This is a genomic window from Rhodococcus sp. 2H158 (genome assembly GCF_053764755.1).
In genome coordinates this window covers 46,716-64,153 of sequence record NZ_JBSNCE010000008.1, presented here as the reverse complement: position 1 = coordinate 64,153, position 17,438 = coordinate 46,716, and the positions used below count along the sequence as shown (strand labels likewise).

Below are 17,438 nucleotides of genomic sequence, written 5' to 3'. Positions count from 1 at the left end.
GCTCCCTACCTAGCAAGTGCTTGGTAGGTTATCGTACAGACGTGCATCAGAGCGAGAGACTGGACGACACGGGTTTCGACAACGCCGCGTTCGCCGCCACCGTCCGGCAGTGGCTGGAGGACAATCTGACCGGCGAATTCGCCGAGCTGAAGGGCAAGGGCGGCCCGGGCAGCGAGCACGAGTACTTCGAGCAGCGCCTGGCCTGGGACCGGCATCTCGCCGCCGCCGGATGGACCTGCATCGGCTGGCCGGCCGAGTACGGCGGACGCGGCGCCACCCTCGAACAGCAGGTGATGTTCCACGAGGAGTACGCGAAGGCGAACGCACCGGCCCGCGTGAATCACCTCGGCGAGGAACTGCTCGGGCCCACCCTCGTCGCCTTCGGTACCGAGGAACAGAAGCGCCGCTTCCTGCCCGGCATCCGGAACGTCACCGAACTGTGGGCCCAGGGCTATTCCGAGCCCGGCGCCGGTTCCGACCTGGCCAACGTCGCCACCACCGCCCGGCTCGAGGACGGCAAGTGGATCATCAACGGCCAGAAGGTGTGGACGTCCCTCGCGCACGTCGCGCAGTGGGCGTTCGTGGTCTGCCGCACCGAACCCGGCTCTTCCCGGCACCACGGCCTGAGCTTCCTGCTCGTGCCGCTCGATCAGCCCGGCGTCACGGTCCGGCCCATCCAGCAGCTCACCGGCACCTCCGAGTTCAACGAGGTCTTCTTCGACGACGCCGTCACCGACGCCGACCTCGTCGTCGGTGCCCCCGGCGACGGGTGGAAGGTCGCGATGGGACTGCTCACCTTCGAGCGCGGCGTCTCCACCCTGGGCCAGCAGATCGGTTTCGCCCGTGAGCTGCAGGGCGTCGTCGACCTCGCCGCATCCAACGGTGCCGCCGAGGATCCGCACATCCGCGAGCGGATCGCGCGTGCCCGCATCGGCCTGCGCGTGATGCGCGCCCACGCCGTGCGCACCCTCGGCGAGGCCGACCCCGGCCAGGCATCGGTGGCGAAGCTGCTGTGGGCCAACTGGCACCGCGACCTCGGCAAGCTCGCGATGGACGTGCAGGGCCCGGCCTCGCTCGTCGGACCGGAGCACGACCATGCCGGCCACCCGTCGGCGCTCTCGGATCCCGAGCATCTCGAGCTCGCCGAATGGCAGCGGCTGTTCCTGTTCACCCGCGCCGACACCATCTACGGCGGATCCAACGAGGTCCAGCGCAACATCATCGCCGAGCGCGTGCTCGGCCTTCCCCGAGAGGCCCGTCCGTGACCACATCCCCCCTCGCCACGCCGCCCGTCGAAACCCCGGGCCACGGCCTGCTCGCCGGCAAGAAGGTCGTCGTCACCGCCGCCGCCGGCACCGGCATCGGTTTCGCGACCGCCCGTCGCGCCCTGCTCGAGGGCGGCGACGTGCTCGTCTCGGACTTCCACGAGCGTCGGCTCGGGGAGACGGTCGACAAGCTCGCCGCCGAGTTCCCGTCGCAGCGGGTCGACGCCCTCGTGTGCGACGTCTCCTCCACCGAGCAGGTCGACGCGCTGATCACCGGCGCCGCCGACCGGCTCGGGCGCATCGACGTGCTGGTCAACAACGCCGGCCTCGGCGGTGAGACCCCGGTGGTCGACATGACCGACGAGCAGTGGGACCGCGTCCTCGACATCACCCTCACCAGCACCTTCCGCGCCACCCGCGCCGCGCTGCGCTACTTCCGGTCGGCCGACCACGGCGGCGTCCTCGTCAACAACGCCTCGGTGCTCGGCTGGCGCGCGCAGCACTCGCAGGCGCACTACGCGGCCGCCAAGGCCGGCGTGATGGCGCTGACCCGCTGCTCGGCGATCGAGGCCGCCGAGTACGGGGTCCGGATCAACGCCGTCGCCCCGTCGATCGCGCGGCACGCCTTTCTCGCGAAGGTCACCAGCGAGGACCTGCTCGACCGGCTCGCCGCCGACGAGGCGTACGGGCGGGCCGCGGAGGTCTGGGAGATCGCCGCGACCATCGCCATGCTCGCCAGCGACTACACCACGTACCTGACCGGCGAGGTCGTCTCGATCTCCTCGCAGAGGGCCTGACCCGTGCACGGTTCCGGTAGCCGCCGCCACCGGAACCGCGCACGGCAGCCTGAAAGGATGCCTCCATGACTCCTCCCAGAGACGATGCTGCCAAGTCCGGGCGTCGCGCCGAGTTGCTCGACATCGCCGCGGAGCTGTTCGCCTCGCGCGGGGTGCGTGCCACCACCGTGCGCGACATCGCCGACGCCGCGGGCATCCTGTCGGGCAGTCTCTACCACCACTTCGACTCCAAGGAGTCGATGGTCGACGAGATCCTGCGGGGATTCCTCGACGACCTGTTCGGCCGCTACCGCGAGATCGTCGCCTCGGGGGCGGACTCCCGCGCCACCCTCGAGGCGCTCATCACCGCGTCGTACGAATCGATCGACAAGTCGCACGCCGCGGTCGCGATCTACCAGGACGAGGCCAAGCGGCTCGTGGAGAACGAGCGGTTCTCCTACATCTCCGACCTCAACACCGAATTCCGCGACCTGTGGGTGGGGGTGATCGAGCGCGGCATCGCCGACGGCACCTTCCGGCCGGACGTCGACGTCGAACTCGTCTTCCGGTTCCTGCGCGACACCGTGTGGGTGGCCGTGCGCTGGTACCGGCCCGGCGGCACCCTCACCGCCGACAAGGTGGCGCAGCAGTACCTGTCCATCGTGCTCGACGGACTTGCCAATCCCTGAACCGACCTTCCCCGGAACCGACTAGGAGTCCCTCATGACCGAGGCATACATCGTCGACGCGGTACGCACCCCGATCGGCAGGAAGAACGGCGGCCTGTCCGCCGTCCACCCCGCAGACCTGGGCGCGCACGTGATCAAGGCGATCGTCGACCGCACCGGCATCGACCCCAGCGACGTCGACGACGTCGTCTTCGGCTGCGTCGACGCCATCGGCGGCCAGGCCGGCAACATCGCCCGCACCGCGTGGCTCGCCGCCGGCTACCCGCAGCACGTTCCCGGCGTCACCGTCGACCGGCAGTGCGGGTCGAGCCAGCAGGCCCTGCATTTCGGTGCGCAGGCCATCCTGTCCGGCACCGCCGACCTCATCGTCGCCGGCGGCGTGCAGAACATGTCGCAGATCCCGATCTCCGCGGCCATGATCGTCGGGCAGCAGTACGGCTTCGACACCCCGTTCGGCGGTTCGACCGGCTGGACCGAGCGCTACGGCGACCAGGAGGTCTCGCAGTTCCGCGGCGCCGAGATGATCGCCGACAAGTGGGATCTCAGCCGCGAGGACCTCGAGCGCTGGGCGTTGCAGAGCCATGAGCGGGCCAAGGCGGCCATCGCCGAGGGCCGGTTCGAGGGCGAGATCGTTCCGCTCGGCGACGCCACCGTCGACGAGGGGCCCCGCGAGACGAGCCTCGAGAAGATGGCGTCTCTCGCGACGCTCGTCGAGGGCGGCCGGCTTACCGCCGCCGTCGCCAGCCAGATCTCCGACGGTGCCTCGGCGGTACTGCTCGCCTCCGACGAGGCCGTGCGCAAGTACGGCCTGAAGCCCCGCGCCCGGATCCACCACCTCAGCGCCCGCGGCGACGACCCGATCTTCATGCTCAGCGCGCCCATCCCGGCGACGCAGCACGCGCTGGCGAAGACCGGCCTGAGCATCGACGACATCGACCTGATCGAGATCAACGAGGCCTTCGCCCCCGTCGTGCTGGCCTGGATCAAGGAGATCGGCGCCGACCCGGCCAAGGTCAACGTCAACGGCGGCGCCATCGCGCTGGGCCACCCGCTCGGCGCCACCGGCACCAAGCTGATCGCGACTCTGCTGAACGAGCTCGAGCGCCGCGAGGGTCGCTACGGCCTGCTCACGATCTGCGAGGGCGGCGGCACCGCGAACGTGACGATCATCGAGCGGGTGTAGACAGGCGGCTGCGCCGCCGGTGTGTCTCTTGGGTTGTCAGGGCAGCCCAAGAGACACACCGGCGCGTCAGCGCAGGGTCGGATCGGTGACCCGGTCGCTGCTGCCGGCGGTGCGGAACGCGTGGTCGGCGAGGTCGGCGAGCGGATCGGCGGGCAGGACGTGGACGATCTGCTGGTAGACGATGCCCCCGTCCGGGCACCAGACGAGCACGCGCCGCGGTCCGGGTGCGACGCCGTGGGCGACCATCGAACCGGACGGTTCGACGGGCAGGCTGCGGGTGTGGCCGTCCGCATCGGGATCGACGCGGCAGCTCTCCGGATGGACGGGCACACCGTGCACCGTCACCTTCACCCGCTCCCGGCCCGCGACGACGTCGGCGGTGGGCGCCGCCTGCGCCGTCGCCGGGACGACCAGGGCCGCAACGATGGTGGACAGCACCGCCGCCGTGGCGCCTGCGGAACCGAATCTCATGATTTCTCCCTCCCGTGCGGGCCTCTCCCACCCGCCCGGCTCAGCCTACGACACGGGTGGGCGCCGGCTCAGGACCGGAAGGACACCCGGGCGTGTAGTCCCTCCGGCATGAGGGTGAGCCGTTCGGCCACCTTCAGCCGGTAGGCGGGGTCCATCGCCAGGTCGTAGCGGCGCAACAGGGTTCCCAGCACGAGCGTGGCCTCGTGCAGCGCGAACTGCCTTCCTATGCAAGCGCGTTCGCCGGTGCCGAACGGTTTGTACACGTGCGCGGGCCGGGCCCGGACCCGTTCGGGCAGGAAGCGGTCGGGGTCGAACTCGTCGGCGTCGTCGCCCCAGACCGCCCGGTCGCGGTGCACCGCGGGCAGCAGCACGAGCACCCAGTCGCCGGCACGCATCCGGTACCGGCCGGCGAGGGTGGTATCCACCCTCGCCTCCCGCGCGTACGCGGGCGCGGTCGGCCACAGGCGCAGCGCCTCGTCGAGCACCCGGCGGACGTAGCGCAGCTTGGCGATCCGCTCGAATGCGGGCTCGCCGTCGCCCCAGATCTCCTCGACCTCCGCCCGCGCCCGCGCGTAGGCCCGTGGGTCGCGCATCAGGTAGTAGAGAGCGAACGACAATGCGCCCGAAGTTGTTTCGTGACCGGCGACGAGGAAGGTGAGCACCTGGTTGCGGATGTTGATCTCGTCGAGCTTGTTGGGATCGTCCTCCCGTGCCGCCCGCAGCATCAGCTTGAGCAGGTCGTCGGGGGCGGGGCCGGGGGCGTCGCGCCTGCTGTGGATCACCGCGTCGACGACGTCGCGCATGTGCGCCCGGTCGGCGTCGTACTGCCGCTTGGCGGCGGGGAAGAGGAAGCGCCCGACGACCGGCACGGTGCGCAGCATGCTGCGCTGCGAGAACGACAGTCCACCGACCATCGCCTCGACGAACGGGTGCCGCTCCGCACGCTCGAACGGTTCGAACGAGTAGCTGAAGCCGGTGCGGCCGATGGTCTCCAGCGTCAGCTTCGTCATGTCCGCGGCGATGTCCACGTCGCCGCCGCCGTGCGCCGTACGGTCCCAGTGCGCGACGAGCTGGGCGGTGACGTCGAGCATCGTGGCGTGGTACCGGCGCATCGCCTGCTGGGTGAATGCGGGCATCAGCAGCTCGTGCGCGCGGCGCCAGTTCGGTTCCTCGTTGAAGGCGGTGAACAGCCCGTCGCCGCCGATCGCGCGCAGGGCCTCCACGCCCGGCGCGAGGTGCTTGGCGAAGCGTTTCTCGTCGGACAGCTCGGCCGTGAGCTCGCCGGAGCAGACGAACACGAAGCGGCGGCCGAAGGCCGTGCGCTCGAACACCGGGCCGAGGGCCTTGTGGATTGCCATCGAGTTCTGCACCGGGGTCTCGAGCGACATGCCCAGGACGTCGCCGACGAGGGGGAGACGTTTCGGCGGGCGCGGAATTTCCGTGTCGAACACCCGCGACGTGGCCATGACCATGCTCCGACCCCCCAGCTATTGAATCCATGTATAGTAGTCACGCTACGCCGGGGCGGACGCGTGTCAAGAACTAGATTGAGTCCGTGGCCCAACCCCGCCGACGACTCGATCCCGAGCAGCGCCGCGCGCAGCTGCTCGACATCGGCGCGCGCCTGTTCGCCGAGCGTGCCTACGAGGACGTGTGGATCGAGGAGGTCGCCGAACTCGCCGGGGTCTCGCGCGGCCTGATGTACCACTACTTCCCGACCAAACGAGACTTCATGGCGGCGGTCGTCCAGCGTGAGTCCGACCGGCTGCTCGCCGTCACCGAACCGGATCCGCAGCTCACCGTCGCCGAGCGGATCACCGCGGGCCTCGACGCCTACCTCGACTACGTCGCGTCGCACCGGCAGGGCGTCGCGGCGGTCAACAGGGCCGCGGACTCCGCCGACGCCGGTATCCGCGCGATCGTCGACGCCGAGCTCGGCGTTCAGCAGGAACGCATCCTCGACGCGCTCGCCCCGCTCGACGACGAACGCGAACTCGTCGCGGTGGCCGTGCAGGGATGGATCGCCCTCGTGCGCAGCGTGTGCGTCGACTGGCACGATCACCCCACCGTCACCGGGACGCAGCTGCGGGAGCTGTGCCTGAATGCGCTGCGCGGCATGCTCGGCGGTCGCCTCGGCTGAGGACCCGGGTTACCCTCGGTCCATGTGCCGGAACATCACGGAGCTGCGCGGGCTCGAGCCGGCAGCGACCGCCGAGGAGATCGAGGCCGCCGCCCGCCAGTACGTGCGCAAGGTCAGCGGCGTCCACAAACTGTCCGACGCCACCCGCGAACCGTTCGAGGAGGCCGTCGCCGAGGTCACGGCCGTCACCATGCGACTGCTCGACCGGCTCCCGCCGCGCCGGCAGCCGCCGCCGACGGTGCCGCCGCTGCGCCGGCCGGAGGTGCAGGCACGGATTGCGGCGCGCGGCTGAACGACGTCGCACCTCCGAGTGTCGCGGCGGCTGTCAGCCGGGCGCGTGTGCCGTTCCCGCGGCGCGGGCGTGCACCCAGGCGACCACCTGGGTGCGGGATCCGACGCCCAGTTTGTCCAGGATGTGTTCGACGTGCCCGTCGACCGTCCGGTGCGAGATCACGAGCTGATCCGCGATCTCCCGGTTGCTGAGGCCCCGGGCGACGAGTTCGGCCACCTCCTCTTCCCTGCGGGTCAACGGGGAAGCGCTGGGTGACGCGGTCGCCGATCCGTCCGCAGGCGTCCCGAGAGCCGTGTCGACTGCCTGCTCGATGGTCGGGTGTGCCGGCGGTGTCGACAGGCGCGCGTACTTCTTCGTTCCGAGCGACTGTCGGACCCGCTGTTCCCAGTGCGCCGAATCACCCGTGATATGGGGACCGAAGGCGGCGACGGACGTGCCGAGTCGCTGCCACACGGCCTTGGCCGCGCCGAAGAGCGCGGCAGACCGCTCGGTGTGACCGACGGCTTCCGCCGCCCATGCGAGAAGTTCGATCGACAGGGCGGTGCAGATCTTGTCCTTGAAGTCGCGCTGGATGTGCAGAGCCTGTTCCGCAGCGTCGACGGCGTCGTCGATCCGGCCGAGGTGGAAGTAGGCCAGGCTCGAAACCCACAGGGCGTACGCCTTGTTCCACTGCTCGCCGTGTTCGTCTGCCACGTGGATCACGTGTGTACACGTGGCGAGTGCGTCGTCGAGCCGGCCGTCGTAGGTCTGGGCCATGGCCAGTTGGAACAAGGCGGTGAGTGTTGCTGCGCGGTCGCCTCGGGTGCGATGAACGGCGATCGCCGCGTCGTAGAGATCGATCGCGTCCGTGGTTCGTCCGCAGAACAAGGCGTGCAGGGCGGCCCAGTGGTCGTGGTGCGCCTGCAACTCGGCATCTTCCAGTTCGGCTGCGATGGATCCGCATTCGGCAAGATGAAGTGCGGCTCCCTCCCGGTCCCCCTGGATCAAGGCCGTCCACGCGGTCACCCACAGGACGTTGCCCCGGTCGCGAGTGGACCGGGGCAGTCGTTGCAGAAGTCGCTCGAGTCGGGTGCGGCCGTTGGAGAGGTTGCCTCCTGCGATCCAGTGATACCGCAGCGCCACGGCGAGGGCGGCCGCGTCCGGCAGGTCGCTGTCGTCCCGTAGCGACCAGTCGAGCGCAGCCATGAAGTTCGGATGGTCGATCCGCCACTGCGACAACAATTCCGATTGTCTCGGCCCGTACCAGTCCGCCGCGTAATGTTGCGCCCGCTCGAGGTAGTGGTCTCGGTGCCGTCGGTACAGATCGTTCCTTTGCCCACCGGCGTCGAGCAGTTCGTGCCCGTACTCGCGTACGGTCATCAGCTGCGAGTAGCGGAAGTTCTCTGCCGAACGATCGACCGTGACAAGCGATTTCGACACCAAGCCGTCGAGTAGATCCATCACCTGTTCCGGTGGAAGGTCCTCGCCCCCGCAGATCGACTCGGCGGCTTGGAGGTCGAAGCTGCCGGGAAAGACCGACAGCCGCGCCCACAGCGTGCGCTCCGGTGCGGAGCACAGTTCGTAGCTCCAGTCGATCAGCGCCCGGAGCGTCTGCTGCCGGGGCACGGCCGCGCGGTTGCCGCCGGTGAGCAGGGCGAAGCGCCGGTCGAGCCGTTCGACGAGCTGGGCGGGGGACAGGGTCCGCAACCGGGTCGCGGCGAGTTCGATGGCCAGGGGGATGCCGTCGAGCTGGATGCACAGCTGGGCGACGGCGTCGGCGTTGGCGTCGGTCATCCGGAATTCGGCGACCACACTCTGGGTGCGCTCGACGAGAAGCGTGACCGATTCGAACAGAGCCAGGTCGGCGGCGCGGTTGCCGGTCGATTCCGTCGGGGTGCTCAGCGGCGGTAGCACGTAGGTGAATTCGCCGCCGACGCCGAGCGGTTCCCGGCTCGTCGCCAGCACGCGCACCTCGGGTGCGCCGGTGAGGACCGTGGTGACGAACGCGGCCGCCGCGTCGAGCAGGTGCTCACAGTTGTCGACCACGATCAGCATGTGGCGGTCCCGCAGATGATCGAGGATCTTGTCCCGCACGGGACGGGTGGACTGGTCGGTGACGCCGAGCGCCGCGGCCGCGGCCGACGGGAGCGCCTCGGGATCGCGGACCACGGCGAGGTCGATCCAGCAGAAGGCGTCGCGGAAGGCGCGGGCGGAGCGGAGGGCGATCTCCTCCGCCAGCCGGGTCTTGCCGACCCCGCCCGGACCGAGCAACGACAGGAGCCGGGCCTGTTGCAGGCGGGCCCGAGCCTCGTCGATCTCCCGGCGACGACCGACGAAGCTGGTCAGCGAGGGGGTCAGTCCTTTGGTGCGGGGCAGGGGGGACTCCATCTTCACGCTTCCCAGAGATAGTGGTCAGAACATACCCGAATGCGGTGTGACGCCCAACACAGGTATCGAAAGGGGTGATTTCCCCCGCGTGGGGGTGATGTGACGCGGGTCATTGTCGTGGTCAGGCATCGAAGCGCCCCAGACGGGGCCGAATCCCTTTGATCGTGAGGAGCCCGCACCATGACCGAAACCGATTTCTCCGCTCCCGACGTCGACGTCGTCGTCGTGGGAGCCGGCTTCGCCGGCCTGTACGCCCTGCACAAGCTGCGCGACAAGATGAACCTGTCGGTGCGGGTGTTCGAGGCCGGCGCCGACGTGGGCGGCACCTGGTACTGGAACCGGTACCCGGGCGCTCGCTGCGACATCGAGAGCATCCACTACTCCTACTCCTTCGACGACGAGCTCCAGCAGGAGTGGCGGTGGAGCGAGAAGTTCGCCGGCCAGCCGGAGATCCTGCGGTACCTGGAGCACGTCGCCGACCGCTTCGACCTGCGCAGGGGGATCACCTTCGACACCCGGGTGATCGGGGTGCACTGGGACGACGAGAACTCGATGTGGACAGTGCACACCGACGACGGCCGCAGCGTGCGCAGCCGGTACTTCATCTCCGGCGCCGGCAACCTCTCGGTCCCCAAGACCCCCGAGTTCGGCGGCATCGAGAACTTCCGCGGCGAGGTCCTGCTCACCGGCAACTGGCCGCACGAGGGCGTGGACTTCGCCGGCAAGCGCGTCGCGGTCATCGGCGCCGGTGCCAGCGGCATCCAGGCGATCCCCCTGATCGCCGAGGAGGCGGCGGAGCTGATCGTCTTCCAGCGCACCCCCAACTTCGCCACCCCGCTGGGCAACGGGCCGCTCGACCCGGAGGTGGAGACCGAGGCCAAGCAGAACTACCGGAGTCTGCGCGACGCAGCCCGCAACCACTTCCTCGGCGTCCCGTTCGACCAGGTCCGGCCCTCGGCGCTGGCCGTCGACGCGCAGGAGCGCCGCCGGGTGTTCGACGAGCGCTGGAACGCCGGCGGGTTCCGGCTGTTCATCGACAGCTTCCAGGACATCCTGTTCGACAAGAAGGCCAACGACACCATCGCCGAGTACATCCGCGAACGCATCCGCGAGCGGGTGCAGGACCCGGCCAAGGCCGACAAGCTCGCACCCGAGGGCTACGCCTACGGCACCAAGCGTCCCCCGCTCGAGACGAACTACTACGAGGCCTACAACCGCGAGAGCGTGCACATCGTCGATGTGAAGGACACTCCGATCGACGAGATCACCGCCACCGGGGTCCGGGTGGGAGAGCGCACGTACGAGGTGGACACCATCGTGCTGGCCACCGGCTTCGACGCCATGACCGGGCCGCTGCTGGCGATGGACATCCGCGGTCGCGGCGGACAGACGCTGGCCGAGAAATGGGCCTACGGGCCGCGGACCTACCTCGGCATCATGATCCACGGGTTCCCGAACCTGTTCACCATCACCGGGCCGCAGTCGCCGTCGGTGCTCTACAACATGCCGCTGGCCATCGAGGACCACGTCGACTTCGCCACCGACGCGATCGACTACCTGCGCGCACACGACCTCGACGTGATCGAGCCGACCACGCAGGCCGAGACCGACTGGCTGCACCTGACCAACGAGATCGCCGGACAGACCCTGCTGCCGCAGACCAACTCGTGGTACATGGGCGCCAACATCCCCGGCAAGCCGAGGGCCTGCATGGTCTACCTCGGCGGTGCCCCGACCTACCGGCAGACCTGCGCCGAGGTCGTCGCCGGCGGCTACACCGGCTTCGCCACGACGAGTTCGCGCACGGTGGTCGCGACCGCCGTCTCCTGACCCCACCGTCCATTCCCCGGAAGGAAATGCCATGGCACTCGACCACCACGTCGAGCAACTGCTCGCAGGACTGCAGGCGCAAGGACTGAAATCGTTCGAGAACCTGTCTATCGACGAAGCCCGAGCGGTCGTGTCGACGTTCACCGGCTTGCAGGCCCCGCCCGAACCGGTCGCCCGGATCGACGACCTCCACTATGTCAGCGACACCACCGAGCTTCCGCTGCGGATCTACCTTCCCGAAGGGGTCGGTCCGCGCCCGGTGGTGCTCTACTTCCACGGCGGTGGGTTCGTTGCCGGTGATCTTGCGGTGGTCGACGAACCCGCCCGAGCGCTCGCGAACGAGACGGGAGCGGTCGTCGTGACCGCCACCTACCGCCGAGCCCCCGAACATCGGTTTCCGGCGGCCGCCGACGACGCCTGGGCCGCGCTGAACTGGGTCGCCGAGCACATCGCCGAGCACGGCGGGGACCCGGGAAGCATAGTGGTGATGGGCGACAGCGCCGGGGGGAATCTGGCGGCCGTCACCGCGCTGCGCTCCCGAGACCAGGGAGGGCCGGCCCTTCGCGGACAGGTGCTGATCTACCCGGTGATCGACCCGAACGCTCAGCTTCCGTCCCGAATCGACTACGCCGACGGCTACCTCATCACCGCCGCGGCCCTGGACTGGTTCTGGGAGCAGTACCTTTCCGCACCGGAGGACGCCGACAACCCGTATGCCGTCCCCGCCCGGGCGGCCCGCTTGGACGGACTCCCGCCGGCCCTCATCCTCACGACGGAGAACGAGGTCGCCCGCGACGAGGCCGAACAGTACGGTGATCGGCTGCGCGCCGAGGGTGTGGACGTCCGTACCGTCCGATTCGGCGGGTTGGTGCACGGCGTGTACTGGATGTCCGGCGCGGTTCCCCGCAGCCGCGAGTTGCGCGCCGCCGTCGCCGATTTCGTCAAGAGCGTCTTCGCCACCACGTCGGCGGCCTGACGGCCTTCGGCCCGGCGGACACGATGTCGTCCGCCGGGCGCGAGGCTCGGGCGAACCGATCGGCTGCACCGGTGACCGTACGAGCTGAGCGGGCCGGCCGCTCGTGTCCTTCGAGACCTACGTGTGCGACGCGGCGGAACGCGGGGCCTGGGCCTGACCGCGCAGGGCGGCCACTGCGTCGATCCGCTCCACGGCCTCGGCGACGATCCGGTCGATCAGCTCCCGGCAACTCGGCAGGTCGTCGAGCATGCCGACGACCTGCCCGGAGGCCAGCACACCGGCGTCGGTGTTGCCCTCGACGAGCCCGGCCTTGAGCAGCATGGGGGTGTTGGCCGCCATGATGATCTGCTGCCAGGTGCGGTCGCTCGCCCGCTTCATCGCGATGCCGTCCTTGACGAGCGTCGACCACTTCATCCCGGTCATGGCCTTGAACTTGGCCGCGTTCCTCGCGGCTGCGACCAGGCCCTTCGCGTAGCTGCCGCGTTCGAGGCTGTCGACGAGGTCGGTGTTGAGCACGCGGTGCGGCATGCCGTCGACCTTGACCGAGACCGTCGTGTCCTGCAGGCCCCGCCTCAGGTACTCCTGCTTCACCGAGTCGGGCACGGCGCTGTCGCTGGTGAGCAGGAACCGGGTGCCCATGGCGACGCCGGCCGCCCCGTAGGCGAGCGCCGCGGCGAGCCCTCGGCCGTCGAAGAATCCGCCGGCCGCGACGACCGGGATGTCGACGGCGTCGAGCACGCTCGGCAGCAGCAGCGTCGTGGCCACCGGCCCGGTGTGCCCGCCGCCCTCGCCACCTTGCACGATCACCGCGTCGGCCCCCCACGAGGCGACCTTCACCGCGTGCTTCGCGGCGCCGATGGACGGGATCACCACGATGCCGTGGTCCTTGAGCTTGGCGATCAGGTCCTTCTTGGGCGCGAGGGCGAAGGACGCGACCTTGACGTTCTCACGGATGAGCAGGTCGATGCGCTGGGCGGCGTCCGACGCGTCGGCCCGGATGTTCACGCCGAAGGGCTTGTCCGTCGCCGCCTTCGTCTTCGCGACAGCGGCCTCGAGTTCCTCGTACGTCATCGTCGCCGAGGCCAGGATGCCGAGTCCGCCCGCGTTGGAGGTCGCCGCGGTCAGGCGCGGGCCGGACACCCAGCCCATCCCCGTCTGGACGATCGGGTGCTCGATGCCGACGAGGTCGGTCAGTGCCGTCGTCAGGCGCGGGCTCATACCGCCACCTCCCGATCCCGCAGGCCGCGCGGATCGAGGACCTCGCGGATCAGGCGCAGTTCCTCGGCGGTGGGCTCCCGGGTGACTGCGGCCTCGTCGAGGCCGGCCACCTCGAAGGAGGTATTCTCGGCGACCTGCTCGGCGGTGACACCCGGGTGCAGGGCCAGTGCCCGCATCGTGTGGCCGGGACCGCCGAAGTCGAACGAGCCGAGGTTGGTGACCACCCGGTGCAGGTGCAGGTACTTGAAGGCCGGGTTGGCCGGGTCCACCCTGTCGTAGCCGACGCCCGAGACGATGTCGACCTTGTCGCAGAACGCGCGCGTGTTGTGCTTGCCGACCCAGTAGCTCGTCGGGTGGTTGAGGGTGTTGCCGGGGGCGCCCCGCACGCCGAACATCTGCCGGGTGGGGTGCTGCAGCGGGCCGAACGCGGAGAGATTCTGGTTGCCGTGCCGGTCGATCTGGTTGGCGCCCATCACCACGTGGCGGCGGCCGGAGGCGACGACGTCGAACACCTTGCGGAACGGCATCCAGCCCTCGATCGGGCCCTTCGCGCCGAGTGCGGGGGTGTCCGCGAGGATCAGCGCCTCCCCGTCGGTGATGAGCAGGTCCGGTTCGGTGGTCAGCCGGGCGAGGCGGGCACCGATCAGCGGCAGCGTCGCCATCGGGCTGGCCATGATTTCGCCTGCCCCGGCGAAGATCTCGGCGCATGCGATGGCGCAGTACTCGGCCCGGGTCACCGTGCCGGAGGGCGCCGGGGTGGTCGTGTCGGTCATGCCTGCTCCTCGGTGAAAGTCTTGACGGCGGCCTGGTAGTCGTCCTCGCTGCCGGAGAGGAACCGGTCGACGAACGCCTGCCAGGTCTGCGGGTCCTTCGCGGCCTCGGCGTAGTGGCGCTGGAATTTCTCGTCGCGGCCGTAGCTGTCGCCGGCGAGGGTGAAGTGGGCGCCGTTCGGTGCCTCCACGACCCCGTCGACCATCATGCGGTTGAGGATGATCGACTGCAGCGGCACCGACTTCACGAGTTCCTCGGTCTCGACGATGCGCTCGACCGAGACGTACCGCTTCTCCGCCGCCAGGCAGTACAGGTCGTCGAAGTAGGGGTCGACGCCGGTGTAGGCGGCGTTGCCGTGCGCGTCGCCGATGTTCAGATGCACCAGGGCGGCATCGAGATTCAGTGCCGGCATCGCGATCAGCGTCTCGGGCGTGCCGGACGTGTCGGGGTACGGCGAGGTGACGGTCCGCAGTTCACCCTCCCAGAAGTCCGGGACGGCGGAACCGAGTCCCGCCCGGATCGGCAGGAACGGCAACCGGGCGGCGGCCGCCTCGAGGCCGCACTTGACCATGCCCTCGTCCATCTCCCGCGCGACGATCTCCCCGTTCGTGCGCGCCTTGGCGAACCACGGGTCGTAGAAGGGGGCCGAGTCGAGAGAGACGAACCCGTAGTACGCCTTCTTCACCTTCCCGGCCGAGCACAGCAGCCCCAGGTCCGGGCCGCCGTAGGTTACGACGGTCAGGTCCTTCACATCCGAGCGCAGGATCGCGCGGACGAGCGCCATCGGCTTGCGCCGCGACCCCCAGCCCCCGATGCCGATCGTCATGCCGCTGCGCAGCTCGCCGACCACGTCGTCGAGCGACATCCTCTTGTCACGCATGGTGTTTCTCGTCTCCTGGTCAGTGGTTGGCGCGCGGCTTGCCGGTGGCGACGAACTCGTCGCGGTGCTCGTCCGCGATGCCGGCGAGATTGAGTTCGAAGGTGAAGCCCTGCTCGAAGCGGTAGCTCTGCTTCACGTTCACCGGGTCGATGCCGTTGATGGCTTCCTTGGCGCACCGGATGACGCGGGTGTCCTTCGCCGCGATCTTCTCGGCGATCTCGCGGGCGGTGGCGTCGAGTTCGGCGCGCGGGACGACCTTGTACACCGAGCCGAAGTGCTCGAGCTGCTGGGCCGTGACGTTCTGCGCCGTGTAGTACAGGGTGCGCATCATGTGCTGCGGCACCAGCCGGGCGAGGTGCGTGGCGGCGCCGAGCGCGCCGCGATCCACCTCGGGCAGGCCGAAGACCGCGTCGTCGGAGGCGACGATGACGTCGGCGTTGCCGACCAGGCCGATGCCGCCGCCGACGCAGAAGCCGTTCACGGCGACCACGACGGGGACGGCGCAGTCGTAGACGGCGCCGAAGGCGGCGGCGCAGCCCCGGTTGGCGGCGATGAGGGCGCCGTGGCCGTCGGTGGCCTGCATCTCCTTGATGTCGACGCCGGCATTGAAGCCGCGGCCCTCCGCGCGCAGGATCACCACGTGCGTGGCCGGGTCCTTGCCTGCGGTGAGGACCGCGTCGGCCAGTTCGAACCAGCCCTGGGAGGGGATGGCGTTCACAGGCGGGTAGTCGACGGTGACCGTGGTGATGCCCGCGCCGTCGGTGGTCGAGGTGATGCCCATGGCAGGTTCCTAACGTCTGTACCAAACCAAGCGATTGCTTGGTAAGTTAGCACATGCGGGGCGCAGACCCCAGGGAGCGGAATCGTGGAGGCGGGGCGAGTGTGTCGCCCGGATTCCCCGACAACGACATCTATTCGAGGAGAAGACAAGTGAGTGGACTGGTCAACGGGCGCGTCGTGATCGTCACCGGCGCGGGGCGCGGCATCGGGCGGGCCCACGCGCTGGCCTTCGCAGCCGAGGGCGCGAAGGTCGTGGTCAACGACATCGGGGCCGGCGCGGACGGTTCCGCGACGGGGGAGAGCCCCGCGGAGCAGGTCGTCGCGGAGATCCGGGCGGCCGGCGGCGAGGCCGTCGTCAACGGCGACGACGTCGCCGACTGGGCCGGCGCGCAGAACCTGGTGAAGACGGCCCTGGACACCTTCGGACGGCTCGACGTCCTGGTCAACAATGCGGGATTTCTGCGGGACCGCATGCTCGCCAACATGAGCGAGGAGGAGTGGGACGCCGTGATCCGGGTGCACCTCAAGGGTCACTTCGCCCCAATGCGGCACGCGATGGCGTACTGGCGCGGGGAGGCGAAGGCCGGCAACCCGGTCGACGCGCGGATCGTCAACACCAGCTCGGGCGCCGGCCTGATGGGCAGCATCGGCCAGGGCAACTATGCCGCGGCGAAGGCCGGGATCGCGGCCCTCACGATCCAGGCGGCCGCCGAGTTCGCCCGCTACGGCGTCACCGTCAACGCGATCGCGCCGGCCGCCCGGACCCGCATGACCGTGGGCGCGGGGGGCGCGATGGCCGAGTCGATGGCCGCCCCGGAGGAGGGCTTCGACGCGATGGCCCCGGAGAACGTCTCACCGCTGGTGGTGTGGCTCGGCAGCGCCGAGTCGAAGGACGTCACGGGCCGGGTGTTCGAGGTGGAGGGCGGCAGGGTCTCCGTCGCCGACGGCTGGCGGCACGGCGAGGCGATCGACAAGGGCGAGCGCTGGGAGCCGAAGGAACTCGGCCCGGTGGTGGAGAAGCTGATCGCGCGCAGCGAGTCCCCCACCCCCGTCTACGGGGCATAGGCAGCGAAGCTGCCGGTGCGTCCTTTGGGCGGTGGGAACGACCCGAAGGACGCACCGGCGGCGCAGCCGCCTATGCGGGCGAGCGGACGATGATGGTGGTGCCGGGGAAGTACGCGGCCAGCTCGGTGCGGGCGTGCTTGAGGGTCGCGGTGCCGTAGCCCTGCTTGCGCAGCTCGGGGTGGACCCAGATCGCGACGTCGACCTCATGGCCCTGCAGCTCGCCGAACGCGAAGCCGACCGGCTTGGGTTCGGTGCCGGACAGGTCCTCGGCGACCAGCCACACCGCGGACTCGTCGTCGATGCGCGACAGGCCGGCGGCGCGCTCCTGTTCGACCTGCGCCGCACCGGCGTCGTCGAGCTGCTCCTCGCACCGGGCGCGGAACAGCTCGCGGTCCGGCTCGCTGTCGCTGAACTGACGCAGCCGGAAGTGGGCGCCGGTGGCGTAGGGGCGCTCGGCGGGCGTCCACTTCAGCACCGCGTCGAGGTCGTCGAGCTCCTCACGGATTTTCTTGCGCTCCGCCTTGGTCAGCCGCCGGAACGGAAGATTGAGCACCGCTTCGGCGCAGAACTCGTTCGTGTCGAGCAGCTGCGCGACGGTCGCGACGGCCTCGGCCCTGTCGTTGCTCTCGACGATGGCATCGAGGACCTCGTGCCGGCGTTCGAGCGCGCGCAGCAGTGCCGCCGCGATCTCCCGCTTGTCGAGTACCTGATCGTGGTTCGCGGTTGTCATCGGGT

General features: G+C 69.7%; 17 protein-coding genes. 9 read left to right on the top strand and 8 right to left on the bottom strand.

From position 1 onward, the window contains the following. Positions 1 to 41: 41 nt before the first annotated feature. From ACWPOB_RS09645 to ACWPOB_RS09630, 4 genes are all read left to right on the top strand, one after another. Positions 42 to 1,265, top strand: coding sequence for an acyl-CoA dehydrogenase family protein (locus ACWPOB_RS09645; protein WP_100055685.1), 1,224 nt, complete (start codon positions 42 to 44; stop codon positions 1,263 to 1,265). Further along, complete coding sequence (locus tag ACWPOB_RS09640; RefSeq protein ID WP_100055686.1) at positions 1,262 to 2,062, top strand: SDR family oxidoreductase; 801 nt, start codon at positions 1,262 to 1,264, stop codon at positions 2,060 to 2,062. Before ACWPOB_RS09645 ends, ACWPOB_RS09640 begins: the two co-directional genes overlap by 4 nt. 65 nt (positions 2,063 to 2,127) lie before the next feature. After that, a complete protein-coding gene (locus tag ACWPOB_RS09635) occupies positions 2,128 to 2,730 on the top strand; it encodes a TetR/AcrR family transcriptional regulator (RefSeq protein ID WP_100055687.1) in 603 nt (200 codons plus the stop codon). Between the two features lie 34 nt (positions 2,731 to 2,764). Continuing rightward, the gene (locus tag ACWPOB_RS09630; RefSeq protein ID WP_100055688.1) at positions 2,765 to 3,913 is read left to right on the top strand and encodes an acetyl-CoA C-acetyltransferase; all 1,149 of its coding nucleotides are present in this window, start codon (positions 2,765 to 2,767) and stop codon (positions 3,911 to 3,913) included. A 66-nt stretch (positions 3,914 to 3,979) separates the two neighbouring features. Here the strand turns inward: ACWPOB_RS09630 and ACWPOB_RS09625 are convergent, their stop codons facing one another. Both ACWPOB_RS09625 and ACWPOB_RS09620 read right to left on the bottom strand, forming a co-directional pair. Beyond that, complete coding sequence (locus ACWPOB_RS09625; RefSeq protein ID WP_455400661.1) at positions 3,980 to 4,384, bottom strand: hypothetical protein; 405 nt, start codon at positions 4,382 to 4,384, stop codon at positions 3,980 to 3,982. A gap of 68 nt (positions 4,385 to 4,452) precedes the next feature. Then, positions 4,453 to 5,850, bottom strand: coding sequence for a cytochrome P450 (locus ACWPOB_RS09620; protein WP_455400660.1), 1,398 nt, complete (start codon positions 5,848 to 5,850; stop codon positions 4,453 to 4,455). 89 nt (positions 5,851 to 5,939) lie between these two features. Between ACWPOB_RS09620 and ACWPOB_RS09615 the strand changes: the two genes are divergently transcribed. Both ACWPOB_RS09615 and ACWPOB_RS09610 read left to right on the top strand, forming a co-directional pair. After that, positions 5,940 to 6,524 carry a TetR/AcrR family transcriptional regulator gene (locus tag ACWPOB_RS09615; protein ID WP_455400659.1) on the top strand — a complete coding sequence of 195 codons (585 nt, stop codon included), beginning with the start codon at positions 5,940 to 5,942 and terminating at the stop codon, positions 6,522 to 6,524. 22 nt (positions 6,525 to 6,546) lie between these two features. Further along, on the top strand, positions 6,547 to 6,816 hold the full coding sequence (locus tag ACWPOB_RS09610; protein WP_006937792.1) for a DUF2277 family protein: 270 nt from the start codon (positions 6,547 to 6,549) through the stop codon (positions 6,814 to 6,816). 33 nt (positions 6,817 to 6,849) lie between these two features. Here the strand turns inward: ACWPOB_RS09610 and ACWPOB_RS09605 are convergent, their stop codons facing one another. Further along, the gene (locus ACWPOB_RS09605) at positions 6,850 to 9,183 is read right to left on the bottom strand and encodes an ATP-binding protein (protein ID WP_455400658.1); all 2,334 of its coding nucleotides are present in this window, start codon (positions 9,181 to 9,183) and stop codon (positions 6,850 to 6,852) included. 180 nt (positions 9,184 to 9,363) lie between these two features. Between ACWPOB_RS09605 and ACWPOB_RS09600 the strand changes: the two genes are divergently transcribed. Both ACWPOB_RS09600 and ACWPOB_RS09595 read left to right on the top strand, forming a co-directional pair. Then, positions 9,364 to 11,013: a flavin-containing monooxygenase gene (locus ACWPOB_RS09600; protein WP_455400657.1), complete on the top strand. Its 1,650-nt coding sequence runs from the start codon at positions 9,364 to 9,366 to the stop codon at positions 11,011 to 11,013. A 31-nt stretch (positions 11,014 to 11,044) separates the two neighbouring features. Continuing rightward, positions 11,045 to 11,989, top strand: coding sequence for an alpha/beta hydrolase (locus ACWPOB_RS09595; protein WP_455400656.1), 945 nt, complete (start codon positions 11,045 to 11,047; stop codon positions 11,987 to 11,989). A gap of 117 nt (positions 11,990 to 12,106) precedes the next feature. Here the strand turns inward: ACWPOB_RS09595 and ACWPOB_RS09590 are convergent, their stop codons facing one another. Genes ACWPOB_RS09590 through echA20 form a run of 4 tightly spaced genes read right to left on the bottom strand, consistent with a single transcriptional unit; the run spans position 12,107 to position 15,639 of the window. Next, complete coding sequence (locus tag ACWPOB_RS09590; protein WP_455400655.1) at positions 12,107 to 13,207, bottom strand: NAD(P)H-dependent flavin oxidoreductase; 1,101 nt, start codon at positions 13,205 to 13,207, stop codon at positions 12,107 to 12,109. Further along, positions 13,204 to 13,980, bottom strand: a complete 777-nt coding sequence (gene ipdB, locus ACWPOB_RS09585; RefSeq protein WP_455400654.1) for a cholesterol ring-cleaving hydrolase subunit IpdB — start codon at positions 13,978 to 13,980, stop codon at positions 13,204 to 13,206. The genes ACWPOB_RS09590 and ipdB overlap by 4 nt, the downstream gene beginning before the upstream one ends. Beyond that, positions 13,977 to 14,858 carry a cholesterol ring-cleaving hydrolase subunit IpdA gene (gene ipdA / locus ACWPOB_RS09580; protein ID WP_455400653.1) on the bottom strand — a complete coding sequence of 294 codons (882 nt, stop codon included), beginning with the start codon at positions 14,856 to 14,858 and terminating at the stop codon, positions 13,977 to 13,979. The genes ipdB and ipdA overlap by 4 nt, the downstream gene beginning before the upstream one ends. A 19-nt stretch (positions 14,859 to 14,877) precedes the next feature. After that, a complete protein-coding gene (echA20, locus tag ACWPOB_RS09575) occupies positions 14,878 to 15,639 on the bottom strand; it encodes a (7aS)-7a-methyl-1,5-dioxo-2,3,5,6,7,7a-hexahydro-1H-indene-carboxyl-CoA hydrolase (protein ID WP_455400652.1) in 762 nt (253 codons plus the stop codon). 149 nt (positions 15,640 to 15,788) lie between these two features. On the opposite strand from echA20, the gene ACWPOB_RS09570 reads away from it, so the two are divergent. Next, a complete protein-coding gene (locus ACWPOB_RS09570) occupies positions 15,789 to 16,703 on the top strand; it encodes an SDR family oxidoreductase (RefSeq protein WP_455400651.1) in 915 nt (304 codons plus the stop codon). Positions 16,704 to 16,773: 70 nt separating this feature from the next. On the opposite strand, the gene ACWPOB_RS09565 is transcribed toward ACWPOB_RS09570, so the two are convergent. Then, positions 16,774 to 17,433 carry a GNAT family N-acetyltransferase gene (locus tag ACWPOB_RS09565; RefSeq protein WP_100055694.1) on the bottom strand — a complete coding sequence of 220 codons (660 nt, stop codon included), beginning with the start codon at positions 17,431 to 17,433 and terminating at the stop codon, positions 16,774 to 16,776. Positions 17,434 to 17,438 lie beyond the last annotated feature (5 nt).

What these genes read in the sequence shown, in the direction of transcription:
- ACWPOB_RS09635 (WP_100055687.1), top strand. Translation starts at nt 2,128, where the DNA reads ATGACTCCTCCCAGAGACGATGCTGCCAAGTCCGGGCGTCGCGCCGAG.
- ACWPOB_RS09630 (WP_100055688.1), top strand. Translation starts at nt 2,765, where the DNA reads ATGACCGAGGCATACATCGTCGACGCGGTACGCACCCCGATCGGCAGG.
- ACWPOB_RS09625 (WP_455400661.1), bottom strand. Translation starts at nt 4,384, where the DNA reads ATGAGATTCGGTTCCGCAGGCGCCACGGCGGCGGTGCTGTCCACCATC.
- ACWPOB_RS09620 (WP_455400660.1), bottom strand. Translation starts at nt 5,850, where the DNA reads ATGGCCACGTCGCGGGTGTTCGACACGGAAATTCCGCGCCCGCCGAAA.
- ACWPOB_RS09610 (WP_006937792.1), top strand. Translation starts at nt 6,547, where the DNA reads ATGTGCCGGAACATCACGGAGCTGCGCGGGCTCGAGCCGGCAGCGACC.
- ACWPOB_RS09605 (WP_455400658.1), bottom strand. Translation starts at nt 9,183, where the DNA reads ATGGAGTCCCCCCTGCCCCGCACCAAAGGACTGACCCCCTCGCTGACC.
- ACWPOB_RS09600 (WP_455400657.1), top strand. Translation starts at nt 9,364, where the DNA reads ATGACCGAAACCGATTTCTCCGCTCCCGACGTCGACGTCGTCGTCGTG.
- ACWPOB_RS09595 (WP_455400656.1), top strand. Translation starts at nt 11,045, where the DNA reads ATGGCACTCGACCACCACGTCGAGCAACTGCTCGCAGGACTGCAGGCG.
- ACWPOB_RS09590 (WP_455400655.1), bottom strand. Translation starts at nt 13,207, where the DNA reads ATGAGCCCGCGCCTGACGACGGCACTGACCGACCTCGTCGGCATCGAG.
- ipdB (WP_455400654.1), bottom strand. Translation starts at nt 13,980, where the DNA reads ATGACCGACACGACCACCCCGGCGCCCTCCGGCACGGTGACCCGGGCC.
- ipdA (WP_455400653.1), bottom strand. Translation starts at nt 14,858, where the DNA reads ATGCGTGACAAGAGGATGTCGCTCGACGACGTGGTCGGCGAGCTGCGC.
- echA20 (WP_455400652.1), bottom strand. Translation starts at nt 15,639, where the DNA reads ATGGGCATCACCTCGACCACCGACGGCGCGGGCATCACCACGGTCACC.
- ACWPOB_RS09565 (WP_100055694.1), bottom strand. Translation starts at nt 17,433, where the DNA reads ATGACAACCGCGAACCACGATCAGGTACTCGACAAGCGGGAGATCGCG.